Origin of the sequence: Gordonia gummivorans, assembly GCF_022513585.1 — a bacterium.
GTDB lineage: Bacteria > Actinomycetota > Actinomycetes > Mycobacteriales > Mycobacteriaceae > Gordonia.
The window spans coordinates 229892-252260 of record NZ_JAKWBF010000003.1; the positions used below are offsets into that span (position 1 = coordinate 229892).

A 22369-nucleotide genomic window follows, 5' to 3' on the forward strand; every position below is an offset into this window, starting at 1 on the left:
GCATCGACCGTGTGACCGACACCACGCCAACCCGGCCACTGCGTGTGCTGGTCTACTCCGACGACGCCGACACCCGCGCACAGGTCATCAACGCGCTCGGCACCCACCCCGACCCTGCGCTTCCCGAACTGAGCTTCATCGAGGTCGCGACGGCACCGATGGTGTTCTCCCAGCTCGACGCCGGCGTCATCGACGCCGTGATCGCCGACGGCGAGGCCACCCCCGCGGGCGGCATGGGCATCGCCAAGCAAATGAAAGACGAGCTCGACCCCTGTCCGCCGACGATGGTCCTGCTCGGCCGGGCCGACGACCGCTGGCTCGCCGACTGGTCACGCGCCGACGCATCGTCGACGCTGCCGGTCGACCCTATTGCGCTGCCAAATGCCTTTGTGCAAATGGTGAAGACCTCGAAGGTTGATCGCGGCTGAGAGGGCTCTCGACACGAGCCTCGCTTCGCTCGGTGTCGGCTCGACTTCGCGGGGCCGCGCGACATGTCGGTGAAAAGTCGCGTGCTAGGTCACACCGTCTGTAGGGTTGTGTTGTAGCTCACATCAGCCTTGGCTACGGGGAGGCTCCACCCTATGAACGCTTACGTCCCGATCATGGTGCTCGGGGCGATCGGTGCGGCCTTCGCGGTGTTCTCGGTGTTCATCGCGGTGGCGATCGGCCCAAAGCGGTACAACCGCGCCAAACTCGAACCGTACGAATGCGGTATCGAACCGGTGGAGCAGAGTCTCGTCTCCGGCGACGCGCGGCGACGCAACGCGGGAGCCGTAGTGGTCGGGCCGGTACATCGGGTGCCGGTCAAGTACTACCTGACCGCGATGTTGTTCATCATCTTCGACATCGAGATCGTCTTCCTCTACCCGTGGGCGGTCGCGTTCGACGCGTTGGGCTGGTTCGGGTTCCTGGCCATGACGCTGTTCATCGTCAATGTCTCCGTCGCCTACGCCTACGAGTGGCGACGCGGGGGACTGAGCTGGGACTAGGGGCACAACGCCGAGAACGATCACGCAGAGGAGGTTTGCGATGGGCCTGGAGGAACGACTCCCGAGCGGCTTTCTGCTGAGCACCGTGGAAGATCTCGCCGGTTTCATGCGGAAGGGGTCGCTGTGGCCGGCGACGTTCGGTCTCGCCTGCTGTGCCATCGAGATGATGGCCACGACGTCCGGCCGTTACGACCTCGCACGCTTTGGCATGGAGGCATTCCGTGCATCGCCCCGGCAGGCCGACCTGATGATCGTCGCCGGCCGCGTCAGCCAGAAGATGGCGCCGGTGCTGAGGCAGATCTACGACCAGATGGTCGAGCCCAAATGGGTTCTCGCCATGGGGGTTTGCGCATCGTCGGGTGGCATGTTCAACAACTATGCGATCGTGCAGGGCGTCGATCACGTGGTCCCCGTCGACATCTATCTGCCCGGCTGCCCGCCGCGGCCGGAGATGCTGCTCAACGCGATCCTCAAGCTGCACGAGAAGATTCAGGAGATGCCCCTCGGCGTCAATCGTGAGGAGGCCATCTGGGCGGCCGAGCGCGCCGCCCTGCAGGCCACCCCGACGATCGAGATGAAGGGGTTGCTGCGATGAGCCCCGATCGAGACGAGAACCCCGAGGTCATCGGCGTCCGACACGGGCTGTTCGGTGCGTTGGGCAGCGGCGACACGTCCGGCTACGGTGGCCTGGTCAGCCCGATCACACTTCCGGCCAACACTTCTCGGCCCTACGGCGACTACTTCGACGACATCGCCGACACCCTGGCGGCCGAACTGGGCGGGGGCTACGACGAAGCTGTCGAGAAGGTCGTGATCTTCCGCGACGAGATGACGATGTACGTCGTTCGGGACCACCTCCGGGAGGTCGCACTGACCCTGCGCAACCATGCCGATCTGCGGTTCGAGCTGTGCCTGGGCGTCAACGGCGTGCACTATCCCGACGACGCGGGACGTGAACTGCACGCCGTCTATCCGTTGGCGTCGATCACCCACAATCGGCGGCTCCGACTGGAAGTCGCTGCACCCGCAGCGGATCCGCACATCCCGAGCATCTGCGACATCTACCCCACCAACGACTGGCACGAACGCGAGACCTACGACTTCTTCGGCATCGTCTTCGACGGACACCGGGCGCTCACCCGAATCCAGATGCCCGACGACTGGCAAGGGCACCCACAACGCAAGGACTATCCGCTCGGCGGAGTTCCGGTGGAATACAAGGGGATCCGCGTGGCCCCGCCGGACCGACGGAGGGCCTACAACTGATGACCGACACCGACACAACCGAATCGGGCGCCGGGCCCACGGCAACCCGTACGTACACCGTCACCGGCCAGGACTGGGATGCCATCGTGTCCGACGTCGCGCACCGGGCCGAGCAGCAACCCGGCGACGAGCGCATCGTCGTGAACATGGGGCCGCAGCATCCGTCCACCCACGGCGTGCTGCGTCTCATCCTCGAGATCGAGGGCGAGACCGTCACCGAGGCTCGATGCGGAATCGGCTACCTGCACACCGGAATCGAGAAGAACCTCGAGTTCCGTAACTGGACGCAGGGCGTCACCTTCGTGACCCGCATGGATTATCTCTCGCCGTTCTTCAACGAGACCGCCTACTGCCTCGGCGTCGAACGACTCCTGGGCATCACCGACGACATCCCCGAACGCGCCACCGTGATTCGGGTGATGCTGATGGAACTCAACCGGATCACGTCGCACCTGGTTGCGCTGGCAACCGGTGGCATGGAACTCGGTGCGGTGACCGCAATGTTCCTCGGTTTCCGGGAACGCGAGATGATCCTCGACCTCTTCGAACTCATCACCGGGCTGCGCATGAACCATGCGTACATCCGGCCCGGCGGGGTTGCCCAGGACCTGCCGTCGAATGCCGTCGAGAAGGTCACCGAGGTGATCGGGCTGCTGCCCGGTCGGCTCGACGAACTCGGTGACCTGTTGAACGACAACTACATCTGGAAGGCCCGTACCCAGGGGGTCGGCTACCTCGACCTCACCGGATGCATGGCACTCGGCATCACCGGCCCGGTCCTGCGCTCGACCGGACTGCCCCACGACCTGCGGAAGTCGCAGCCGTACTGCGGCTATGAGAACTACGAGTTCGACGTCATCACCGAGGACACCTGCGACTCGTACGGCCGCTACCTGATTCGGGTGCGGGAGATGCGCGAATCGATCAAGATCGTCGAGCAGTGCCTGGAACGGCTGCAGCCGGGCCCCGTCATGGTCGCCGACCGAAAGATCGCGTGGCCCGCCGACCTGGCTCTCGGACCCGATGGGCTCGGGAACTCACCCGAGCACATCGCCAGGATCATGGGCACCTCGATGGAGGCGCTGATCCATCACTTCAAACTCGTCACCGAGGGTATGCGGGTACCTGCCGGCCAGTGCTATGTGGCGGTCGAGTCACCCCGCGGTGAACTGGGAGTGCACATGGTCTCCGACGGCGGCACACGACCCTACCGGGTGCACTATCGCGATCCGTCGTTCACGAATCTTCAAGCGGTGGCGGCGATGTGCGAGGGCGGCATGGTGGCTGACGTCATCACAGCGGTCGCCAGTATCGACCCGGTGATGGGAGGGGTGGATCGATGAGTGAGCCCGTATTCGTCGAACTGAGTGTGGATCCGCCCGTGGAAGGTCCCGGACCCACCCCCGTCGCCCCCGCGCCGACGATCACCTTCGACGGGCCGATCGAGTACCCGCCGGACGTCGTACGACGACTCGCCGCCGATGCCGCGCCGATCATCGCGCGGTATCCGAAGGCCCGCTCTGCCCTGCTACCCCTGCTGCACCTCGTGCAATCCGAAGACGGATTCATCACCCGCGCCGGTATCCGCTTCTGCGCAGATCAACTCGAACTCACTGCCGCACAAGTTGCTTCGGTAGCCACCTTCTACTCGATGTACCGCCGAAACCCGACCGGTGAATACCTGGTCGGCGTCTGCACCAACACCCTGTGTGCGACGCTCGGCGGGGACGAGATCCTCGACACGATCTGCGATCACCTCGGTATCGAACCCGGCGACACCAGTGCCGACGGTCGGATCACGATCGAACATGTCGAGTGCAACGCGGCCTGCGACTTCGCCCCCGTGGTGATGGTGAACTGGGAGTTCTTCGACAACCAAACCCCGGATTCCGCAGTCGAACTCGTCGAGGATCTCCGCGCAGGCGTCGAACTCGAACCCAGCCGCGGAACCGGCACTCTGTGCTCCTTCCGCACGACGGCGCGTATCCTGGCGGGACTCGATTCCCCAGCATCGGAAGCGCCGAGTTCCCAACCGCTCCCCCCACCGCTCCCCGAGCCACAAAGCCCCCCACCGCTCCCTGAGGTGCGAGGAGCGCCAGCGACGAGCCTCGAAGGGCCTGGTGAGGTGTCGTCGCCAGCCCTTCGAGGCTCGCAGGCTCGCACCTCAGGGAGCGGAGGGGGGAGCGATGGGGAGAGCGGGCAGGAAGCAAGCGGTGGGGAGAGCGTCGAGGTGAGCGCGGGCGAGGTGTCGGTCCTGAGCCGCCACTGGTCCGAGCCGCGGTCGTGGACTCTCGAGAACTATCAGCGCCACAACGGTTATGACGCCCTGCGCACCGCCCTGGCGACACCGCCCGACGACATCATCGAGACCATCAAGTCCTCCGGATTGCGCGGCCGCGGCGGGGCCGGGTTCCCGGTGGGGATGAAGTGGTCGTTCATTCCCCAAAAGGATTCAACCGAGTCAGACGATGCGGACGCCCCTCCGCACTATCTGGTCGTCAACGCCGACGAATCCGAGCCGGGCACGTGCAAGGACATGCCACTGATGCTGGCGACGCCCCATGCCCTCGTCGAGGGTGTGATCATCGCCGCCTACGCGATCCGCGCGCATCATGCTTTCATCTACGTGCGCGGCGAGGTCACCTCGGTGATCCGGCGTCTGCGCACCGCCGTCGACGAGGCGTATGCCGCAGGCTATCTGGGCTCCGGCATCCTCGGCTCCGGGTTCGATCTCGAGCTCGTCGTGCATGCGGGCGCGGGCGCCTACATCTGCGGCGAGGAGACCGCACTCCTCGATTCGCTGGAGGGACGGCGTGGGCAGCCGCGTCTGCGCCCGCCGTTTCCCGCCGTCGCCGGGCTCTACGCCAGCCCGACGGTGGTGAACAACGTCGAGTCCATCGCCAGTGTGCCGCCGATCATCCGCAACGGCGTCGAATGGTTCCGCACCATGGGCACCGAGAAGTCCCCCGGCTTCACGCTGTATTCGCTGTCCGGGCATGTGACTCGGCCCGGCCAGTACGAGGCAGCTCTCGGGATCACGTTGCGGGAGTTGCTCGATCGGGCCGGCGGCGTGCGGGAGGGCCATCAACTCAAGTTCTGGACGCCCGGCGGGTCGTCGACCCCACTACTGACGCCCGAGCATCTCGACGTCCCGCTCGACTACGAGGGAGTCGGTGCCGCCGGATCGATGCTGGGCACCAAGGCATTACAGATCTTCGACGAGACCACCTGCGTGGTCGGGGCAGTGCTGCGGTGGACGCAGTTCTACGCACACGAGTCCTGCGGCAAATGCACACCCTGCCGCGAGGGCACGTACTGGCTGGTGCAGCTTCTCAAGCGGCTCGAGACCGAAGGCGGCACCGCAACCGACCTCGACACCCTGTCCGATGTCACCAACAGCATCGTCGGCAAGTCATTCTGCGCGCTCGGCGACGGCGCGGGGAGCCCGATCGTCTCCTCTCTCAAGTACTTCCGCGACGAGTACATCGCCCACCTCGACCACGGTTGTCCCTTTGACCATTCACAGTCCACCGTGTTCGGGGGTGCGTCGTGATTGCCGTCGACCTCACGCCGTGGCGGCTCACCGTCGCACAAAAAGTAGGGGAAGAAACTCCTCCCCTACTCTTGGTGTCTTCCCCGCGAAATCTTGCGGGGAAGACACCAAACCCCGGGGAAGAGTTTCTTCCCCTACTTTTTGTGGGCGAGCGGGGACCGCGCCTTGCGCGGAAAGCTGTACCTCCCAGCTCGACGAACTGCACTATGCGCTTGGCTGGGCTGCCACGTACAGATTTCGGCGGCTCCGCGAACGGAGGGCACCGATGACCCTGACCCACGACAACGATCCCGCGACGCAGGCCGAGGCCGACAACCTCGTCGGCATCACCATCGACGGTCAAGAGCTGCGAGTACCGAAGGGCACGTTGATCATTCGTGCGGCCGAGCAGATCGGTATCACGATCCCCCGGTTCTGCGACCACCCGCTACTGGACCCAGTCGGCGCCTGCCGACAGTGCCTGGTGGAGGTCGAGGGACAGCGCAAGCCGCTGGCATCGTGCACGTCGACCGTCGCCGACGGCATGATCATCCACACCCAGCGCAGTTCCGAGGTCGCGGCCGACGCCCAGCGCGGCGTGATGGAACTCCTGCTCATCAACCATCCTCTCGACTGCCCGGTGTGCGACAAGGGCGGGGAGTGCCCGCTCCAAAACCAGGCCATGTCGGCCGGCCGCGCCGAATCGCGATTCGACGGGGTCAAGCGAACTTTCACCAAGCCGGTGCCACTGTCGTCGGAGGTGCTGCTCGACCGCGAACGGTGCGTGCTGTGCGCCCGGTGCACGCGGTTTTCCACTCAGGTGGCCGGTGATCCGCTCATCGAGTTGGCCGATCGCGGTGCGCTGCAACAGGTCAGCATCTACGCCGACGAACCGTTCGACTCCTACTTCTCCGGCAACACCGTGCAGATCTGCCCCGTCGGCGCACTGACCGGGGCCGCCTACCGCTTCCGCGCGCGTCCCTTCGACCTGGTCTCCACGCCGAGCGTGTGCGAGCACTGCGCGAGTGGATGCGCACAGCGCACCGATCATCGTCGCGGAAAAGTGTTGCGCCGCCTCGCCGGCGATGACCCGGACGTGAACTCCGAATGGAACTGCGACAAGGGCCGCTGGGCGTTCACCTACGCGACCGCCGGCGAACGACTCACCGCCCCGATGATCCGGCACCGCGACGGTGAGTTGCGCGAGGTGTCCTGGGCACAGGCACTCGGCGTTGCGGCGCAGGGAATCCGCGACGCCTCGCGCGGCATGGGTGTACTCACCGGCGGACGGCTCACCGTCGAAGATGCATACTCCTACTCCCGATTCGCCCGAACTGTGCTCGGTACCAACGACATCGACCTGCGGGCCCGGCCGCACAGCGCCGAGGAGGCGGCATTCATCTCCGCCACCGTCGCAGGTCACGGGATGGACGTCACCTACGACGACCTCTCGGCAGCACCTGCCGTGCTGTTGGTGGCGTTCGAACCGGAAGAGGAGTCGCCGATCGTCTTCCTCCGCCTGCGGCGAGCGGTGCGGGAGATCGGCCAGCGCGTCTACTCGTTGGCCCCCTATGCAACTCGCGGCCTGCGCAAGCTCGACGGACAAATCCTGCGCACCGTTCCCGGCGCCGAGGCAGAGAACTTGACAACGCAGGCCGTCGCCGACGCGCTGTCGCAGCCAGGATCGGTGATCCTCGTCGGCGAACGCCTGGCCTCATCCCCCGGGGCCCTGACCGCCGCCCGGGAGCTCGCACGGACGACGGGAGCTTCGCTCGCGTGGATACCCCGACGCGCGGGGGAACGCGGCTCGATCGAGGTGGGCGCCCTGCCCGGCCTCTTACCCGGCGGACGACCGGTCACCGACGCCGACGCGCGCGCCGAGATGAGCCGCGCGTGGAGTGTGCGCGACCTGCCATCCCATTCGGGTCGAGATACCGCAGGAATGCTGGAGGCCGCTCAGTATCACGGGCTTTCGCTCCTTGTCGGCGGCGTCGATCTGGGCGACCTGCCCGATCCGGCCGATGCCGAGGCCGCGCTCGCCGCGTCGCCGTTCGTCATCAGCCTCGAGCAGCGGCCCAGTTCGGTCACCCGCCACGCAGACGTGGTGTTTCCGGTGGCGACGGTCGCCGAGAAATCCGGCACGTTCGTCGATTGGGAAGGCCGACCACGCGGATTCACCGCTGCCCTCCTCGATTCCGGACGTCTTGCCGACCATCGGGTGCTCGACGCGCTCGGCCGACGGCTCGGCGTCGACATCCGTTGTGACACAACCGACACAATTCATCTCGACCTCGGTCGCATAGGAGTGTGGTCGGGCACTCGCCCTACCACGGATGCCCCGACTCCCGACACCGTCGAAAGTCCGTCGCCCCGAACGCCCCTTGCGGGTCAAGCAGTCTTGGCAACCTGGCACCAGCTTCTCGACCAAGGACGTCTGCAGGACGGCGAGCCGCATCTGGCCGGCACCGCGCGCACGCCCGTCGCCCGACTGTCGCAAACCACGGCCGCCGAAGCGGGGGTCACCGCCGGCGCGCTGCTCCGGGTCAGCACCGTCGACGGGGCGGTGGTGCTGCCCGCCGAGATCACCGACATGCCCGACCGCGTCGTCTGGCTCCCGACGAACTCACCTGGATCGCAGGTATATTCGAGCCTGCGCGCCCAGTCGGGTGATCTGGTGGCCCTGGCCCCCGACACAGGGAGCGGATCATGACACCGCAGGCGGCCGACTTCCCCACGCTTGCCGACTTCGGCCACGATCCGTGGTGGCTGATCGTCATCAAGGCGGTGGCGGTATTCGGCTTCCTGGTGGCCAACCCGCTGGTGGCCATCCTTCTCGAACGCAAGATCATGGCGCGCATGCAGTCTCGGATCGGCCCCAACCGCGTCGGCCCGCGCGGTCTGCTGCAGAGCCTCGCCGACGGCGTGAAACTCGCGCTCAAGGAAGGCATCATCCCCAGCGGAGTGGACAAGATCATCTATCTGCTGGCCCCCATCATCGCAGTTGTTCCCGCGGTGATGGCGTTCGCGGTGATCCCGTTCGGCCCCATGGTGTCGGTGTTCGGGCATCAGACTCCGTTGCAGCTCACCGACTTACCGGTCGGTGTCCTCTACGTGCTGGCCGTGACGTCCATCGGCGTCTATGGCATCGTGCTGGCGGGCTGGTCGTCGGGCTCCACGTATCCGCTGCTGGGCGGGCTGCGCTCCACCGCCCAGGTGATCTCCTACGAGATCGCGATGGGCCTCACGTTTGCCGCGGTCTTCCTCGACGCCAGCACGATGTCGACCTCGGGCATCGTGGCCGCCCAACAGGATCACTGGTACGTGCTGCTGTTGCTGCCGTCGTTCGTGATCTACGCGATCTCGATGGTCGGCGAAACCAACCGCGCGCCATTCGATCTGCCCGAGGCCGAGGGTGAACTCGTCGGCGGCTTCCACACCGAGTACTCGTCACTCAAGTTCGCCATGTTCATGCTCGCCGAGTACATCAACATGGTGACCGTGTCGGCCCTGGCCACCACCATGTTCCTCGGCGGGTGGCAGGCACCGTGGCCGCTGAGCGTCTTCGACTGGGCCAATTCCGGCTGGTGGCCGATCCTGTGGTTCACCGCCAAGGTATGGGTGTTCATGTTCGTATTCATCTGGCTGCGCACCAGCCTCCCCCGCCTGCGGTACGACCAGTTCATGAACCTCGGCTGGAAGGTGCTCATCCCGATCTCGCTGACCTGGGTGATGGTGGTCGCGCTCATCCGCGCCGCCACCGAAGGCAGCGACGATCTCACGCGCGCACTCATCTCCGCGGGCGCAGGCATCGTCGTCACCGCACTGATCGGCTACGCCATCTGGCGGTCCATGCGTCTGCCCGAGGAACCCGACGACGTCGAGCAGCCGGGCAAGCCGTTCGACGCCATGGCCGGCGGATTCCCGGTGCCCCCACTCCCCAGCCAACGGATCGATGGGCCGAAGATCTCACCGCCACAACGCAGCAAGGAGAAGACCGATGCCTGATTTCCTCAAGCCGGTCAGCGGAATGGGGGTGACCCTCGGCGGTATGTTCACCCCGACGATCACCGAGCAGTATCCCGAGGAGAAGACACCGACCGCACCCCGCTATCACGGTCGCCACCAACTCAACCGGCATCCCGACGGTCTCGAGAAGTGCATCGGCTGCGAGCTCTGCGCGTGGGCGTGCCCGGCCGACGCCATCTACGTCGAGGGCGCCGACAACACCGAGGACGAGCGCTACTCCCCCGGTGAACGATACGGCCGCGTTTACCAGATCAACTACCTGCGCTGCATCGGGTGCGGACTGTGCATCGAGGCCTGCCCCACCCGGGCGCTGACCATGACCAACGACTACGAACTCGCCGACGACAACCGGGCCGACCTCATCTACGAGAAGGACCGGTTGCTGGCACCCATGCCACCCGACGCACAGGCACCGCCACACGACATGGCACCCGGCTCGACCGAAGAGAACTATTACCGCGGCGAGGTCACCCCCGACCGTCAGGTGAAGCCTCGGGAGACCTCGACATGACCACCGAGATCAGCACCGGGCCAACACTGCTCGCGGCCGAGCTCACCCGCACGTCGACGGGCGAAGCGGTGCAGTTCTGGATCCTCGGCGCGGTGGCGGTGCTCGGCGCGCTCGGTGTGGTGTTCGCCACCAAGGCCGTATACTCCGCCATCTTCCTCGCGACCACCATGATCATCCTCGCCATCTTCTATGTCGCGCAGGGCGCGCTGTTCCTCGGTGTGGTGCAGGTGGTGGTCTACACCGGCGCGGTGATGATGCTCTTCTTGTTCGTGCTCATGCTGATCGGCGTCGACTCGTCGGACTCACTCACCGAAACCCTTCGGGGACAACGGGTTGCAGCGGCGATCATCGGACTCGGCTTCGGAATCCTCCTCATCGCCGGCATCGGCACCGCGAGCGTCGCCGCGTTCGCCGGTGCCCCGGCACCCGGCGGGTCGAGCACCGCAAGTGACGGTAACGTCGAAGCCATCGCGGAACTGATCTTCGTGCAATACCTCTGGGCCTTCGAACTGACCGGCGCGCTGCTCATCACGGCCACGCTCGGGGCGATGGTGCTCGCCCATCGTGAACGGTTCGGTCCCAAGATGAGCCAGCGCGAGATCTCCAAGGCCCGTTTCCGGGCCGGCGTCGACCTCACTCCGCTCCCGAGTCCCGGCGTCTACGCGCGACACAACGCCGTCGACACCCCGGCCCGCCTGCCCGACGGCTCACCGTCGGCGCTGTCGGTCAATGCCACGCTCGTACAGCGCGAGAGCGAGGTGCGCGAGTGAATCCGGAGAACTACCTCTACCTCTCGGCGCTGCTGTTCACCATCGGTGCTGCGGGAGTGTTGTTACGGCGCAACGCGATCGTCGTCTTCATGTGCGTCGAGCTGATGCTCAACGCGGCGAATCTCTCTTTCGTGACGTTCGCGCGTATGCACGGATCGTATGACGGTCAGGTGATCGCGTTCTTCACGATGGTGGTGGCCGCGGCCGAAGTCGTTGTCGGACTCGCGATCATCATGACCATCTTCCGGGCACGACGATCGGCCTCGGTCGACGACGCAGATCTGCTGAAGCGCTAAGGAGGCTCGGTGACCATCGATCAGACGGCGTCCCTGCTCTGGTTGCTTCCCGGTTTGCCGTTGGTCGGTGCCGTCGTGCTCCTGATCTCGGGCCGGGCGTCGGACCGCTGGGGTCACCTCCTCGCCACGGCGCTCGCCGTCGCGTCGTTTGTGCTCGGCCTGGTCATGTTCGTCGGGATGGTGTCGCGGTCGGCCGACGAGCGTGCAGTCACCGAGACGCTGTTCACGTGGGTCCCCGTCGGGGAGCTCAACGTGGACTTCGGTTTTCAGCTCGACCAGCTGTCGATGTGCTTCGTACTCCTGATCACCGGCGTCGGTTCACTGATCCACGTGTATTCGATCGGCTACATGCACGACGACCCCGACCGACGCCGATTCTTCGCCTACCTCAACCTGTTTCTCGCCGCGATGCTCGTCCTCGTGCTGGCCGACAACTACCTCGGCCTCTATCTCGGCTGGGAGGGTGTGGGTCTGGCGTCGTATCTGCTGATCGGGTTCTGGCAGTACAAGCCGTCGGCGGCGACCGCAGCCAAGAAGGCGTTCGTGGTCAACCGCGTCGGCGACATCGGGCTGGCCATCGGCCTGATGATCATGTTCGCGACCTTCGGCGCGGTGTCGTTCACCGCCGTGTTCGACGGTGCGGGTCAGGCCGGCGAATCGACGCTCACCGCATTGGGATTCATGCTCCTGCTGGCCGCCTGCGGTAAGTCTGCGCAGGTGCCGCTGCAGTCCTGGCTGGGTGACGCCATGGAGGGCCCGACTCCGGTGTCGGCGTTGATCCACGCCGCGACCATGGTCACCGCGGGCGTCTACCTCATCGTCCGGTCCGGCCCCATCTTCGATCTCGCACCGCACGCGCAGGTCGGTGTGGTTGTCGTCGGAGCGGTCACGCTGCTGTTCGGTGCGATCATCGGTTGCGCCAAGGACGACATCAAGAAGGCCCTCGCCGCGTCGACGATGAGTCAGATCGGCTACATGGTTCTCGCCGCCGGCCTGGGTCCGGCTGGCTACGCCTTCGCCATCATGCATCTGTTGACCCACGGATTCTTCAAGGCCGGACTGTTTCTCGGCGCCGGATCGGTGATGCACGGCATGAACGACGAGACCGACATGCGACGGTACGGCGCTCTGCGCACTCTCATGCCGATCACGTTCGTCACCTTCGGCATCGGCTACCTGGCCATCATCGGCGTACCGCCGTTCGCCGGGTTCTACTCCAAGGACCACATCATCGAGGTGGCGTTCGGCGCGGGCGGCACCAAGGGGTTGCTGCTCGGTGGGGCCGCACTGCTCGGAGCGGGCATCACCGCCTTCTACATGACCCGAGTGATGATCCTGACCTTCTTCGGCGAGAAGCGTTGGCACGACGGAACCGACGCGCCGGCGCCGCACCCGCACGAGTCGCCGTCGGTGATGACCGCCCCGATGATCCTCATCGCGATCGGTTCGGTGGCGTCGGGCTTCTTCCTCGCTTTCGGTGGGGCGCTGCAGACGTGGCTTGAGCCAGTAGTGGGCGAGCATCACGACGAGCTCGCGATCCCGGTGTGGGCGATGACAGCCATCATCCTGGTGGTGGTCGCGATCGGCGTCGCAATTGCGTGGCGCCAGTACGCCACTCGTCCGGTGCTGGAGGTCGCACCCGACGACGTCTCGGCGCTCACCGTCGCGGCCCGCCGCGACCTCTATGGTGATGCCGCCAACGAGGCCCTGCTGATGCGGCCCGGGCAGCGCGTCACCGCCGGATTGGTACAACTCGAGGACGAGGGGATCGACGGGGCCACCACAGGTATCGGCGCCACGATCTCCGGGCTGTCCGTGCGAATACGTGGCTGGCAGAGCGGGTACGTGCGCTCCTACGCGTTGTCGATGTTCGCCGGTGCCGCGGTGATCACGGCGCTGGTGATGGTGGTGAATGTGCTGTGAACACACCGTGGTTGACCATCCTGTGGCTCGCGCCGGCGATCGGTGCGGTCATCGTGCTCGCCGTGCCGAATCGCCAACCGCAGGTCGCCAAGGGCATCGCCCTCGGTGTCACCGTCGGGGTGCTGGTGCTCGCCGTCGGGCTCGCCGTCGGCTTCGACCCGAACGGCACGCGGTACCAGTTCGTCGAAGACCACAGCTGGATACCGGCTTTCGGCACCCGGTACGCGCTCGGTCTCGATGGGATCGGACTTGCCCTGGTCCTGCTCACCGCGGCGCTGCTGCCGTTGCTGGTCCTCGCGGGGTGGCGCGACGCCGACGATTCCGGCTCGCTCGACGACGCCGGCGGACGACCGCAGAAGGGGCCGCACACCTACTTCGCTCTCACCCTCGCGGTGGAGGCGATGGTGCTGATGAGCTTTGTCGCCCTCGACATCCTGCTCTTCTACATCTTCTTCGAGGCGATGCTGATCCCGATGTACTTCCTCATCGGCGGCTTCGGCAACGGTCCGCGCAGATCTGCGGCAGCAGTGAAGTTCTTGCTGTACAACCTGTTCGGTGGCCTGATCATGCTGGCTGCGGTCATCGGACTCTACGTTGTGACCGTACAGAACGACGTGGGCGCCGACGGTGCCGGCACCTTCTCGTTGCGCACCATCGCCGATGCGGTGTCGTCGGGAACCATCGACGGTGACACCGGTCTGGCGAAGCTGCTGTTCCTCGGGTTCATGTTCGCGTTCGCCGTCAAAGCACCTCTGTGGCCCTTCCATTCATGGTTGCCCGACGCCGCCGTCGCCGCCACACCCGCGAGTGCCGTGCTGATGATGGCGGTCGTGGACAAGGTCGGCACCTTCGCGATGCTCCGCTACTGCCTCCAGTTGTTCCCGGACGCCGCACAGTATTTCGCGCCGTTTATCTGTGTGCTGGCGGTCATCGGCATCATCTACGGTGCTGTGCTGGCCATCGGACAGACCGATGTGATGCGATTGATCGCGTACACGTCGATTTCCCATTTCGGTTTCATCATCCTGGGCATCTTCGCGATGACCAGTCAGGGACAGACCGGTTCGACGCTCTACATGGTCAACCACGGTCTCTCGACGGCGGCGCTGTTCCTGATCGCGGGCTTCTTGGTGTCTCGTCGCGGCAGCCGTCTCATCGCCGATTACGGTGGCGTCCAAAAGGTCGCTCCTGTCCTCGCCGGCACGTTCCTCGTCGCCGGTCTCGCGACTCTGTCCCTACCCGGGCTCGCACCGTTCATCAGCGAATTCCTGGTGCTGATCGGCACGTTCACGCGATACCCGGTCGCGGCGATCTTCGCTTGCGCCGCACTGGTACTCTCGGCCATCTACATCCTCTGGACCTATCAGCGGATGATGGGTGGCCCGCCGAAACTCTCCGATGTTCGCGCGTCGTCGATGCGCGATCTCGTGGGACGTGAACTGGCCGTGGTGGTTCCGCTGATCGCTCTGCTCATCGCGCTCGGGGTGTATCCCAAACCGCTGCTCGACATCGTCGACCCTGCGGTCGGCCACACCCTGACCACCGTCGGCGTGCACGACCCGGCGCCGGCCGTGGCCGACTCGGCAGACCAGGGAGGACCACGATGACCACACCGGCTTCACCGCTGGCGGCGATCACTCCTCCGGACGTCCAATACGCTTCCCTCTCACCGATGCTCATCGTTTTCGGGGTCGCCGTGGTGGGAGTGCTGGTCGAGGCCTTCGCATCGCGGCGCCTCCGCTACCCGGTGCAGGTGGGTCTGTCACTCGGCGGTCTGGTTGCCGCTCTTGTCGCCGTGATCACGGTCTCGGTGACGAAAATCGGCGCGGGCAACGGCGAATTCGCGGTGTCCGGCGCGGTCGTGATCGACCGACCGGCCATCTACCTCCAGGGGTTGCTGCTGCTCGTTGCCTTCTTCGGGATCGCGTTCATGGCCGAACGCAGACTCGAGCGCGTCGTCGCGCCTGCCGCCATGGTTGCGGTGAGCGGCGGCTCGGGCACCGACGCCGACATGTTCACGCCTTCCGGCGCCTCGGTGCCCAACACCGATGCCGAGTTCGAGGCCACCCGCGCGGGCGCGGTGACCACCGAGGTCTTTCCGCTGGCGATGCTCGCTGTCGGCGGCATGATGCTGTTCCCCGCGTGCGGTGACCTGCTCACGATGTTCATCGCCCTCGAGGTGTTCTCGCTTCCCCTGTACCTGATGTGCGGTCTGGCGCGTCGGCGACGACTGATCTCGCAGGAGGCATCACTCAAATACTTTCTGCTGGGCGCCTTCTCGTCGGCCTTCTTCCTGTTCGGGGCCGCCTTCGCCTACGGGGCCACCGGATCGCTGAACCTGTCGGTCATCGGTGAATCCCTCACCGCCACCAGCGCTTCCGACGGCGACACCACCTTCGCGCTGATCGGCCTCGGCATGCTGGCGGTCGGACTGCTGTTCAAGGTCGGTGCGGTGCCGTTCCACGCGTGGATACCCGACGTCTACCAGGGCGCGCCGACGCCGGTGACGGCATTCATGGCCGCGGCCACCAAGATCGCCGCATTCGGGGCGTTGCTGCGGGTGTTCTACGTCGCCTTCGGTGAACTGCACGAGCAATGGGAACCGGCGATGTGGGCGGTCGCAATCGCGACGATGCTCGTCGGCGCGGTGATGGCGGTGACGCAGACCGACGTGAAACGTATGCTCGCGTATTCGTCGATCACCCACGCCGGATTCATCTTGCTCGGCGTGATCGCGTTCGACGACGCGGGTCTCGCGGCGACGATGTTCTACCTTGCCGCCTACGGCTTCTCGACCCTGGGTGCATTCGCCACCGTCGCGGTGGTCCGGGAGCCCGACACCACCGCCGCCGACAACCCCACATCCCTGCGCGCGGCTGTCGGCCAGGCAACCACCGCCGGCCGCACGAAACCGTCACGTAGCCCGCACCTCTCGGGTCGCGAAGCGACCGACCTGTCGCAGTGGGCAGGCCTCGGCCGACGCTATCCGCTTGTCGGCGCGATGTTCTCGATGTTCCTGCTCGCATTTGCCGGCATACCGCTGACGAGCGGGTTCATCGCGAAGTTCGACGTGTTCGCCGCGGCAGCCGGCAGCGGGGGTGGAGTGCTGGTGGTGATCGGCGTGATCAGCAGTGCCATCGCCGCCTACTTCTACGTGCGGATCATCGTGGCGATGTTCTTCCGCGACGTCCCCGTCGACGCACCCCACGTCGTCAAGCCGAGTATTTTCACCACGTCCGGCATCGCGGTTTGTACCGTCGTGACGATCGCGCTCGGGGTCTTTCCCCAGCCGTTGCTCGACCTCACCGAGTCCGCCGCAACCTTCCTTCATTGAGGTCTGCCATGCGAAAGCTCATCACCATCCTTGCCGTGGTTCTCGGGCTGTCGATCCCCGCCGCACTTGCGTCTGCGGCACCAGGTGCCGGCCCTCAGGGCCCACCGCCACCGGTGGTCTACAACTTCCTTCAGGGGTCGCTCAACCATCTCGCCGACCCCGACGGCTCACCACCGGGCACCAATGATTGGTCGTGCAAACCCAGTGCGCGCCATCCACACCCGGTCGTGCTGGTGCACGGAGGATTCGCGAGCCAGCAAACCGACTGGGCCGTCTACGGGCCGGCGCTGAGGGCAGCCGGCTACTGCGTCTTCACCTTCACATGGGGAGCCAATCCGGCATTCCCGAAGCCGTTCAACGCGATTGCCGGGATGTCGTCGGTGCCCGCCGGGGCGGCGGCTGTCTCCCGGTTCGTCGATCGAGTCCGCCGCACCACCGGGTCGCCGACCGTCGACATCGTCACTCATTCCCTCGGCGGCCTGGTAACCGCTTATTACGTCAAGGTCATCGGCGGCGCTGCGCACGTGGACAAGGTCGTCAACATCGCCGCCATCCTGCAAGGGGTCAACTGGCCGAGCAACCTCGTCTACCTCAATCCGCTGATCACCCGCCAGAACTGCGGGATGTGCTACGAGGTGTACGCCGATTCGGCGGTCGTGCAACGCATCAATGCCGGCGGTTCGCCCTACACGCGCCCGGTGACCTACACCAACATCGTGACCCGCTACGACGAGATGGCCACGCCGTACACCAGCGGTATCCCGCCGCCTCGTCCTGGACAGCGGGTGACGAACATCGTCGTGCAGGATTCGTGTTCGCGCGACTACTCCGATCACATGGCCATCGCCGGTTCGCGAAGAACGACGATCATCGTCATGAACGCCCTTGATCCGGCCCATCGACAGCGGGTCCCCTGCGAAGTGGTGCTTCCGTTCACCGGCATGAGCCCCGGCCGCTGACGCGATCGGCAACTGAGTCAACTGAGTCAACTGACCAGCAAACAGCGCTGCACGGCAAGATAATTCGCGACGGTCGCGGAACCAGTTCACCATGGCGAAGTGTGGTGGCGCCCATTCGGACATCGCCGCCAGTGTGACCTACCATATGCGGCGTGGGTAGGTCGGGGATCCAGGGTTTGCGGTTGTGGCATGGCGTCAGCGTCGTCGTGACGCTCGTTGCGGCGGCCACACTGATCACAGGGTGTTCGTCGGCGGCGACGGTCGGCACAGCCAGTACCGACTCCACTCCGGTTGCCATCGACATGCCCGAGTTCGCTCAAGTGTGGGTTGAGGGACAGCCGATTCCGGGCCTCGACGAGACGAACCTGTGGTGTACGCGCAGTAGCCGTTCGTCGACGTTCGCATTGACGGGCACCGCGACCTCCGATGGCGAGACCGTCTTCTCCGCTGATCTGACCAACACCCAGCATCCGCGGTTGGTCAAGACCGTCTTCGAGATCGACGGCGTTCGCTACGTCACGGATCCCACCCGAAGCCGCGGCAGCGCCGAGGTGGAGATCAACGGTGACAAGATCACCGTCACCGGGGTGGCCGTGGACGCCGAAACGAGGACGACCAGCAAGGCCTACCAGGCCGAGTTCAGCTGTTATCAGGAGTAATACGCACGACGCGCTCAGTGCCCGGCAAATGCTTCCGCCAGCCACCAGGAGCCGCCGTCGCTGGTGATCTTCGCATCGATCACCAGCGGCCGCGGCGCCCCGGACGAGATGATCTCGCCGAGGGCATCACGGACCTTGTCGAGGTCGTCGGCAGTTCGCACCGTCACTCCGGTGGCGCCGAAACCCCGTGCAATGGCGGCGATGTCGGTATCCGGGAAGGTCACCGTCGCCATGTCGGCACCTTCGAAGTGATGCACCTCCGCACCATAGGCAGAGTCGTTGTAGACGATCACGACGAGCGGGAGACCGATGCGAACCGCGGTGTCGAGATCGGCGATGGCCATCAGGAAGCCGCCATCGCCGGTACCGAGGACCGGCAGTCTGCCCGGTTGCGCGAGACCTGCGCCGATCGCGGTGCCGAGTCCGAGCCCGATGGACTGAAAGGCCTGGGTGAAGCAGAATCCGTTCTCGTCGGGCACCGCCAAATGCGTTGCGGGATAACCCATGAAGTTGCCCGAATCGATAGACACCACACGCTCGGCCGGCAGCATTTCGTCGAGTGCGATGGACAGTGCGCGCGGATCGATCCGGTCGGCGGTGGAGGAGTCGTCGACCGGAACATCCTGCCAGCGTGAGTTTTCCGCAATCCGGGCGGCCACCTCGGAAGTGCGGTAGCCCTGCCTCGTTTCGGCCAGTCCGGCGAGCGCGTCGCGAGCTGTCGCGGCACAGTCGCCGAGGACTCCGAGGTGTATCGGCCGGTGAGCACCGAGCGCGTCGACGTCGTCATCGATCTGTACGACGATGGTGTCGGGACCGATCAGACGACCGTGGCGCATCGTCCACATGTTCAACGCGCACCCCCATCCGACGATGAGGTCGGCGCCCGCTATGAGGTCCGCAGAGGTCGGCGAGGCGAATCCGCCCGAAATACCCAGCGAGAACTCTTCACCCTCAAACAGGCCGTTCGCGACCGCCGATGTCGCGAGGAGCGCGCCAGATGTTGCTGCCAGCCGGGCGATCTCGCGTCCGGCACCACGGCCACCGCGTCCGGCCACGAACACCGGACGCTGGGCTTTGTTCAGTGCGGCAACAAGTTTCGCGAGCAACTCCGGGTCGGGCCGAACCGCACTGGACGTGGTGTCGGCACTCACGGGGCCGGAATGCGTCGCCGGACCTGCTGCCACGTCAATGGCCACATTGAGGACGACTGTGCGTCGTTGAGTGACCGCCGTGCGGTACGCGCGCGTGACGTCGGCCACCACCGTCGAGGCCGAGTAGACCCGGTCGCTGATCGCGCCGACCGCGCGCACCATCGCGTCCTGGTCGACCCGGAAGTTCGACCGCAGCGCGGCCGCCGGGCTGTCCGCGGTGAGCACGATCATCGGCGTGCGACTCTTGGCCGCCTCGGCGATGCCGGTCATCGCGTTGGTCAGCCCGCAACCCTGATGCACAGACAGCAGTCCGACCCGTCCCGACATGCGCGAGAAACCGTCGGCCATCATCGCGGCACCACCCTCGTGCCGGGCGGCGGTGAACGGGACACCGCCGCGTCGTAGGGCGTTGGTCATGACGAAGTTGCCGCTGCCCACCACACCGAAGGCGTGGCCGACGCCGAGATCGGCGAGGACCTCGCCCACCACGTCGCCGACGGTCATGTCGGCGGCCGTCATTCGGGTGTGCCGTCGACAACCGCCAGCACTCGAGACGGGCTGCCCGTTCCGCCGACGATGGGCAACGGCGTGACGATCAGCATCGCACCCGTGGTCGGAAGTTCATTCAGATTGCGGAGCGATGTGATGCCGTACTTGTCGTGGCCGAGGAAGTGGTGATGCACCGGGAAAGCGGGATCGAATCCGCCTGCCAGCCCGGCGTCGACGCCGACGGTCTCCACGCCGATGCCGGTGATATCACGCTCGGCAGCAAGCCATTTGGCGCATTCTGCGTCGACGCCGGGCGTGTGCGATCCGGTCTCGTCGGCGTTGAGGAAAGCTTCCTGGGAGTGCCCCTTGGACTCCCATCCGGTGCGCAGCAGGAGCCAGTCGCCGGCGCCGAGCGGGCGGTGCTCGTTCTCCCACGTCTGCACGTCGGCGATGGTGAGCAGATAGTCCGGGTTGTCGTCGACCTGAGCCGTGAGGTCGAGGACCGCGGCGCTCCCGATGAGTCGCTGGACCGGGATCTGCGAGACATCGTCACCGTCGCGGCCGGTGATCCAGTGCACGGGTGCGTCGAGGTGGGTCCCGATGTGTTCGCCGGTGTGAATGTTGTTGTGCCGCCAGAAGGGTCCCGGCTCGTTGTAGGCACTGACCTCTTCCAGACTGAAGTCGATGAGGTTGGCGAACGGTGGTGGCAGTCGCAACGCCGGTGTCGAGGCGCTCAGGGGTGTGGTGAGGTCGACGACGCGCAATGTTCGGCTGGTGATCGCGTCGACGAATCCGGCGATGTCGGGGCTGGTCACGATCGGTCTCCGCTCACACGTCGATGTTGGGCTCCAACTCATCATGCCTGTTACGTTCTGATCGCCACCTCTGGACAGGAGATCTCGCATGGACATCCGCGATGCGACCGAGCCCGATCTCGAGACGATCACCGCGATCTACAACGACGCCGTCGAGAACACCACGGCGATCTGGAACGAGCGACTCGTCGACGTCGACAATCGCCGGAAGTGGCTCGCCGATCGTCGTCAAGCGGGTTACCCGGTGATCGTGGCGGTCGACGGCGACGAGGTGCTCGGCTACGCCACGTTCGGCGACTATCGCCCGTTCGACGGCTATCGGCACACCGTCGAACACTCGGTTTATGTGCAGTCCGATCAGCGCGGCCGCGGAATCGGCAAGACGTTGATGGTCGAGCTGATCGAGCGTGCGCGTGCGCTCGGTAAGCACGTGATGATCGCCGGGATCGATGCGAGCAATACGGGATCGATCCACCTACACGAACGGCTCGGATTCGTGAATGTGGGTGTGCTCGAGCAGGTCGGTGCCAAGTTCGGACGGTGGCTCGACCTCGCGTTTCTGCAGCTCACGCTCGACGATCGCGAGGCCCCTGCACCTCAATGATCATGATTGATTCGGCTACCATCGGTTCGTGTCCACCGACGCCCCAGATCAAGTTCCGCCCGACATCCCGGCCTACACGCCGGACCTGTGGCGGCGCCCGATCAGCCTGCCCGGCACGGTGTCGATCGGCTTGTCTCGTGCCGAGTACGCAGCCAACCAGATAGCGCGCCTGGCCGCCGGAGCTCCCGCCGGCGAACGAATCGGCAGCAAGGACGAGATCCGGCAGGTATGCGGCGTCTCGGTCGGCACGGTGAACGAGGCGATCAAGTTGGCGCAGGAGCGCGGCGTCATCACCTCGCGCCCAGGTCCGGGCGGCGGGATCTTTGCCGCCAACCCATCACCCCTGTCACGGATGAACGGCTGGTTCCGCGCAGCCCCGGCGGATGGGTCGGCACTTGGCGAGTCGATCCAGATCCGGGACGCGCTGGCTCCCCTCTTGGTGGCGGAAGTGCTTGCGGCCATTGATGATCGAGATCTTCGCGAACTGCGCGCGCGAGTCGATGACTTGCGTCGCACGCGCGCGGAGAACGACCTCTCCGGATTCGTGTGGGCGGCGTGGCACGTGCACGAGTACTTCGCCGGAATCGGCAGCAGTCAGCTTCTCAACAGCCTCTACCTCAGCATCATGGACGTCGGCACCTCGCATCTGCGCGCCCATCTCGACGCCGCCGACAACCAGGTGCCGGTCTTCCTTGGCGGCCTTGCCGATGTGGTCGAGTCCCTCGTCGATGCCCTGGGCGCCGGTGATGCCGACGCCGCGGTCGACGCTCTCCGTCGCACCGATCCGACGATGATCCTCCGGGCGGACAGCTCCACCTGAATCGACAGGTCAGGTGGAGCCCAGCAGACCTGGAGGAACCTACCGCTGAACCGAAGAGTTGGTAACCAATCCCGCTGAGCTGGGTAAATCGCATCGCGCCCGGCCCGCAGAAAAACTAGGGGACGAACTTCTTCCGTGGGTTTCATAGTCGTCCCCTAGAAAGTTGGGCTCTTCTGTCATGGATGTGGGTGGGTGTGGGTGTGGTATGGGAGTTCGAGGGTGACC

General features: G+C 65.6%; 20 protein-coding genes. 18 read left to right on the forward strand and 2 right to left on the reverse strand.

Going from position 1 to position 22369, the window contains the following annotated elements:
* The first annotated feature begins 11 nt into the window (after positions 1-11).
* From MKW15_RS04110 to MKW15_RS04185, 16 genes are all read left to right on the forward strand, one after another.
* Positions 12-428, forward strand: coding sequence for a hypothetical protein (locus MKW15_RS04110; RefSeq protein ID WP_240856288.1), 417 nt, complete (start codon positions 12-14; stop codon positions 426-428).
* Positions 429-581: 153 nt separating this feature from the next.
* Entirely contained in the window at positions 582-989 is a 408-nt protein-coding gene (locus MKW15_RS04115; RefSeq protein WP_240856289.1) for an NADH-quinone oxidoreductase subunit A, read from the forward strand.
* Between the two features lie 40 nt (positions 990-1029).
* Positions 1030-1584, forward strand: coding sequence for a NuoB/complex I 20 kDa subunit family protein (locus MKW15_RS04120; RefSeq protein ID WP_240856290.1), 555 nt, complete (start codon positions 1030-1032; stop codon positions 1582-1584).
* Positions 1581-2255 carry an NADH-quinone oxidoreductase subunit C gene (locus MKW15_RS04125; RefSeq protein ID WP_240856291.1) on the forward strand — a complete coding sequence of 225 codons (675 nt, stop codon included), beginning with the start codon at positions 1581-1583 and terminating at the stop codon, positions 2253-2255. The genes MKW15_RS04120 and MKW15_RS04125 overlap by 4 nt, the downstream gene beginning before the upstream one ends.
* Entirely contained in the window at positions 2255-3598 is a 1344-nt protein-coding gene (gene nuoD / locus MKW15_RS04130) for an NADH dehydrogenase (quinone) subunit D (RefSeq protein WP_240856292.1), read from the forward strand. Before MKW15_RS04125 ends, nuoD begins: the two co-directional genes overlap by 1 nt.
* Positions 3595-5808 (forward strand): NADH-quinone oxidoreductase subunit NuoF, encoded by a 2214-nt coding sequence (gene nuoF, locus MKW15_RS04135; protein WP_240856293.1) that lies wholly within the window; start codon positions 3595-3597, stop codon positions 5806-5808. Before nuoD ends, nuoF begins: the two co-directional genes overlap by 4 nt.
* Positions 5809-6073: 265 nt before the next feature.
* On the forward strand, positions 6074-8497 hold the full coding sequence (locus tag MKW15_RS04140) for an NADH-quinone oxidoreductase subunit G (RefSeq protein ID WP_240856294.1): 2424 nt from the start codon (positions 6074-6076) through the stop codon (positions 8495-8497).
* The gene (nuoH, locus tag MKW15_RS04145; RefSeq protein WP_240856295.1) at positions 8494-9792 is read left to right on the forward strand and encodes an NADH-quinone oxidoreductase subunit NuoH; all 1299 of its coding nucleotides are present in this window, start codon (positions 8494-8496) and stop codon (positions 9790-9792) included. Before MKW15_RS04140 ends, nuoH begins: the two co-directional genes overlap by 4 nt.
* The gene (nuoI, locus tag MKW15_RS04150; protein WP_240856296.1) at positions 9785-10324 is read left to right on the forward strand and encodes an NADH-quinone oxidoreductase subunit NuoI; all 540 of its coding nucleotides are present in this window, start codon (positions 9785-9787) and stop codon (positions 10322-10324) included. The genes nuoH and nuoI overlap by 8 nt, the downstream gene beginning before the upstream one ends.
* The gene (locus tag MKW15_RS04155) at positions 10321-11094 is read left to right on the forward strand and encodes an NADH-quinone oxidoreductase subunit J (protein WP_240856297.1); all 774 of its coding nucleotides are present in this window, start codon (positions 10321-10323) and stop codon (positions 11092-11094) included. Before nuoI ends, MKW15_RS04155 begins: the two co-directional genes overlap by 4 nt.
* On the forward strand, positions 11091-11390 hold the full coding sequence (gene nuoK / locus MKW15_RS04160) for an NADH-quinone oxidoreductase subunit NuoK (RefSeq protein ID WP_240856298.1): 300 nt from the start codon (positions 11091-11093) through the stop codon (positions 11388-11390). The genes MKW15_RS04155 and nuoK overlap by 4 nt, the downstream gene beginning before the upstream one ends.
* Positions 11391-11399: 9 nt before the next feature.
* The gene (gene nuoL, locus MKW15_RS04165; RefSeq protein ID WP_240856299.1) at positions 11400-13313 is read left to right on the forward strand and encodes an NADH-quinone oxidoreductase subunit L; all 1914 of its coding nucleotides are present in this window, start codon (positions 11400-11402) and stop codon (positions 13311-13313) included.
* Positions 13310-14920, forward strand: a complete 1611-nt coding sequence (locus tag MKW15_RS04170; protein WP_240856300.1) for an NADH-quinone oxidoreductase subunit M — start codon at positions 13310-13312, stop codon at positions 14918-14920. The genes nuoL and MKW15_RS04170 overlap by 4 nt, the downstream gene beginning before the upstream one ends.
* The gene (nuoN, locus tag MKW15_RS04175; protein ID WP_240856301.1) at positions 14917-16647 is read left to right on the forward strand and encodes an NADH-quinone oxidoreductase subunit NuoN; all 1731 of its coding nucleotides are present in this window, start codon (positions 14917-14919) and stop codon (positions 16645-16647) included. Before MKW15_RS04170 ends, nuoN begins: the two co-directional genes overlap by 4 nt.
* Positions 16648-16655: 8 nt before the next feature.
* The gene (locus MKW15_RS04180) at positions 16656-17606 is read left to right on the forward strand and encodes an esterase/lipase family protein (protein WP_240856302.1); all 951 of its coding nucleotides are present in this window, start codon (positions 16656-16658) and stop codon (positions 17604-17606) included.
* Positions 17607-17758: 152 nt separating this feature from the next.
* Complete coding sequence (locus MKW15_RS04185) at positions 17759-18265, forward strand: lipoprotein LpqH (RefSeq protein WP_240856303.1); 507 nt, start codon at positions 17759-17761, stop codon at positions 18263-18265.
* Between the two features lie 14 nt (positions 18266-18279).
* Here MKW15_RS04185 and MKW15_RS04190 read toward each other — a convergent pair whose 3' ends face one another.
* Together MKW15_RS04190 and MKW15_RS04195 are read right to left on the reverse strand one after the other, a co-directional pair.
* A complete protein-coding gene (locus tag MKW15_RS04190) occupies positions 18280-19935 on the reverse strand; it encodes a thiamine pyrophosphate-binding protein (RefSeq protein WP_240856304.1) in 1656 nt (551 codons plus the stop codon).
* On the reverse strand, positions 19932-20720 hold the full coding sequence (locus MKW15_RS04195) for a cyclase family protein (RefSeq protein ID WP_240856305.1): 789 nt from the start codon (positions 20718-20720) through the stop codon (positions 19932-19934). Before MKW15_RS04195 ends, MKW15_RS04190 begins: the two co-directional genes overlap by 4 nt.
* An 88-nt stretch (positions 20721-20808) precedes the next feature.
* On the opposite strand from MKW15_RS04195, the gene MKW15_RS04200 reads away from it, so the two are divergent.
* Together MKW15_RS04200 and MKW15_RS04205 are read left to right on the forward strand one after the other, a co-directional pair.
* Positions 20809-21324 (forward strand): GNAT family N-acetyltransferase, encoded by a 516-nt coding sequence (locus MKW15_RS04200; protein WP_240856306.1) that lies wholly within the window; start codon positions 20809-20811, stop codon positions 21322-21324.
* Between the two features lie 28 nt (positions 21325-21352).
* Entirely contained in the window at positions 21353-22144 is a 792-nt protein-coding gene (locus MKW15_RS04205) for a FadR/GntR family transcriptional regulator (protein ID WP_240856307.1), read from the forward strand.
* The last annotated feature ends 225 nt before the right edge of the window (positions 22145-22369 follow it).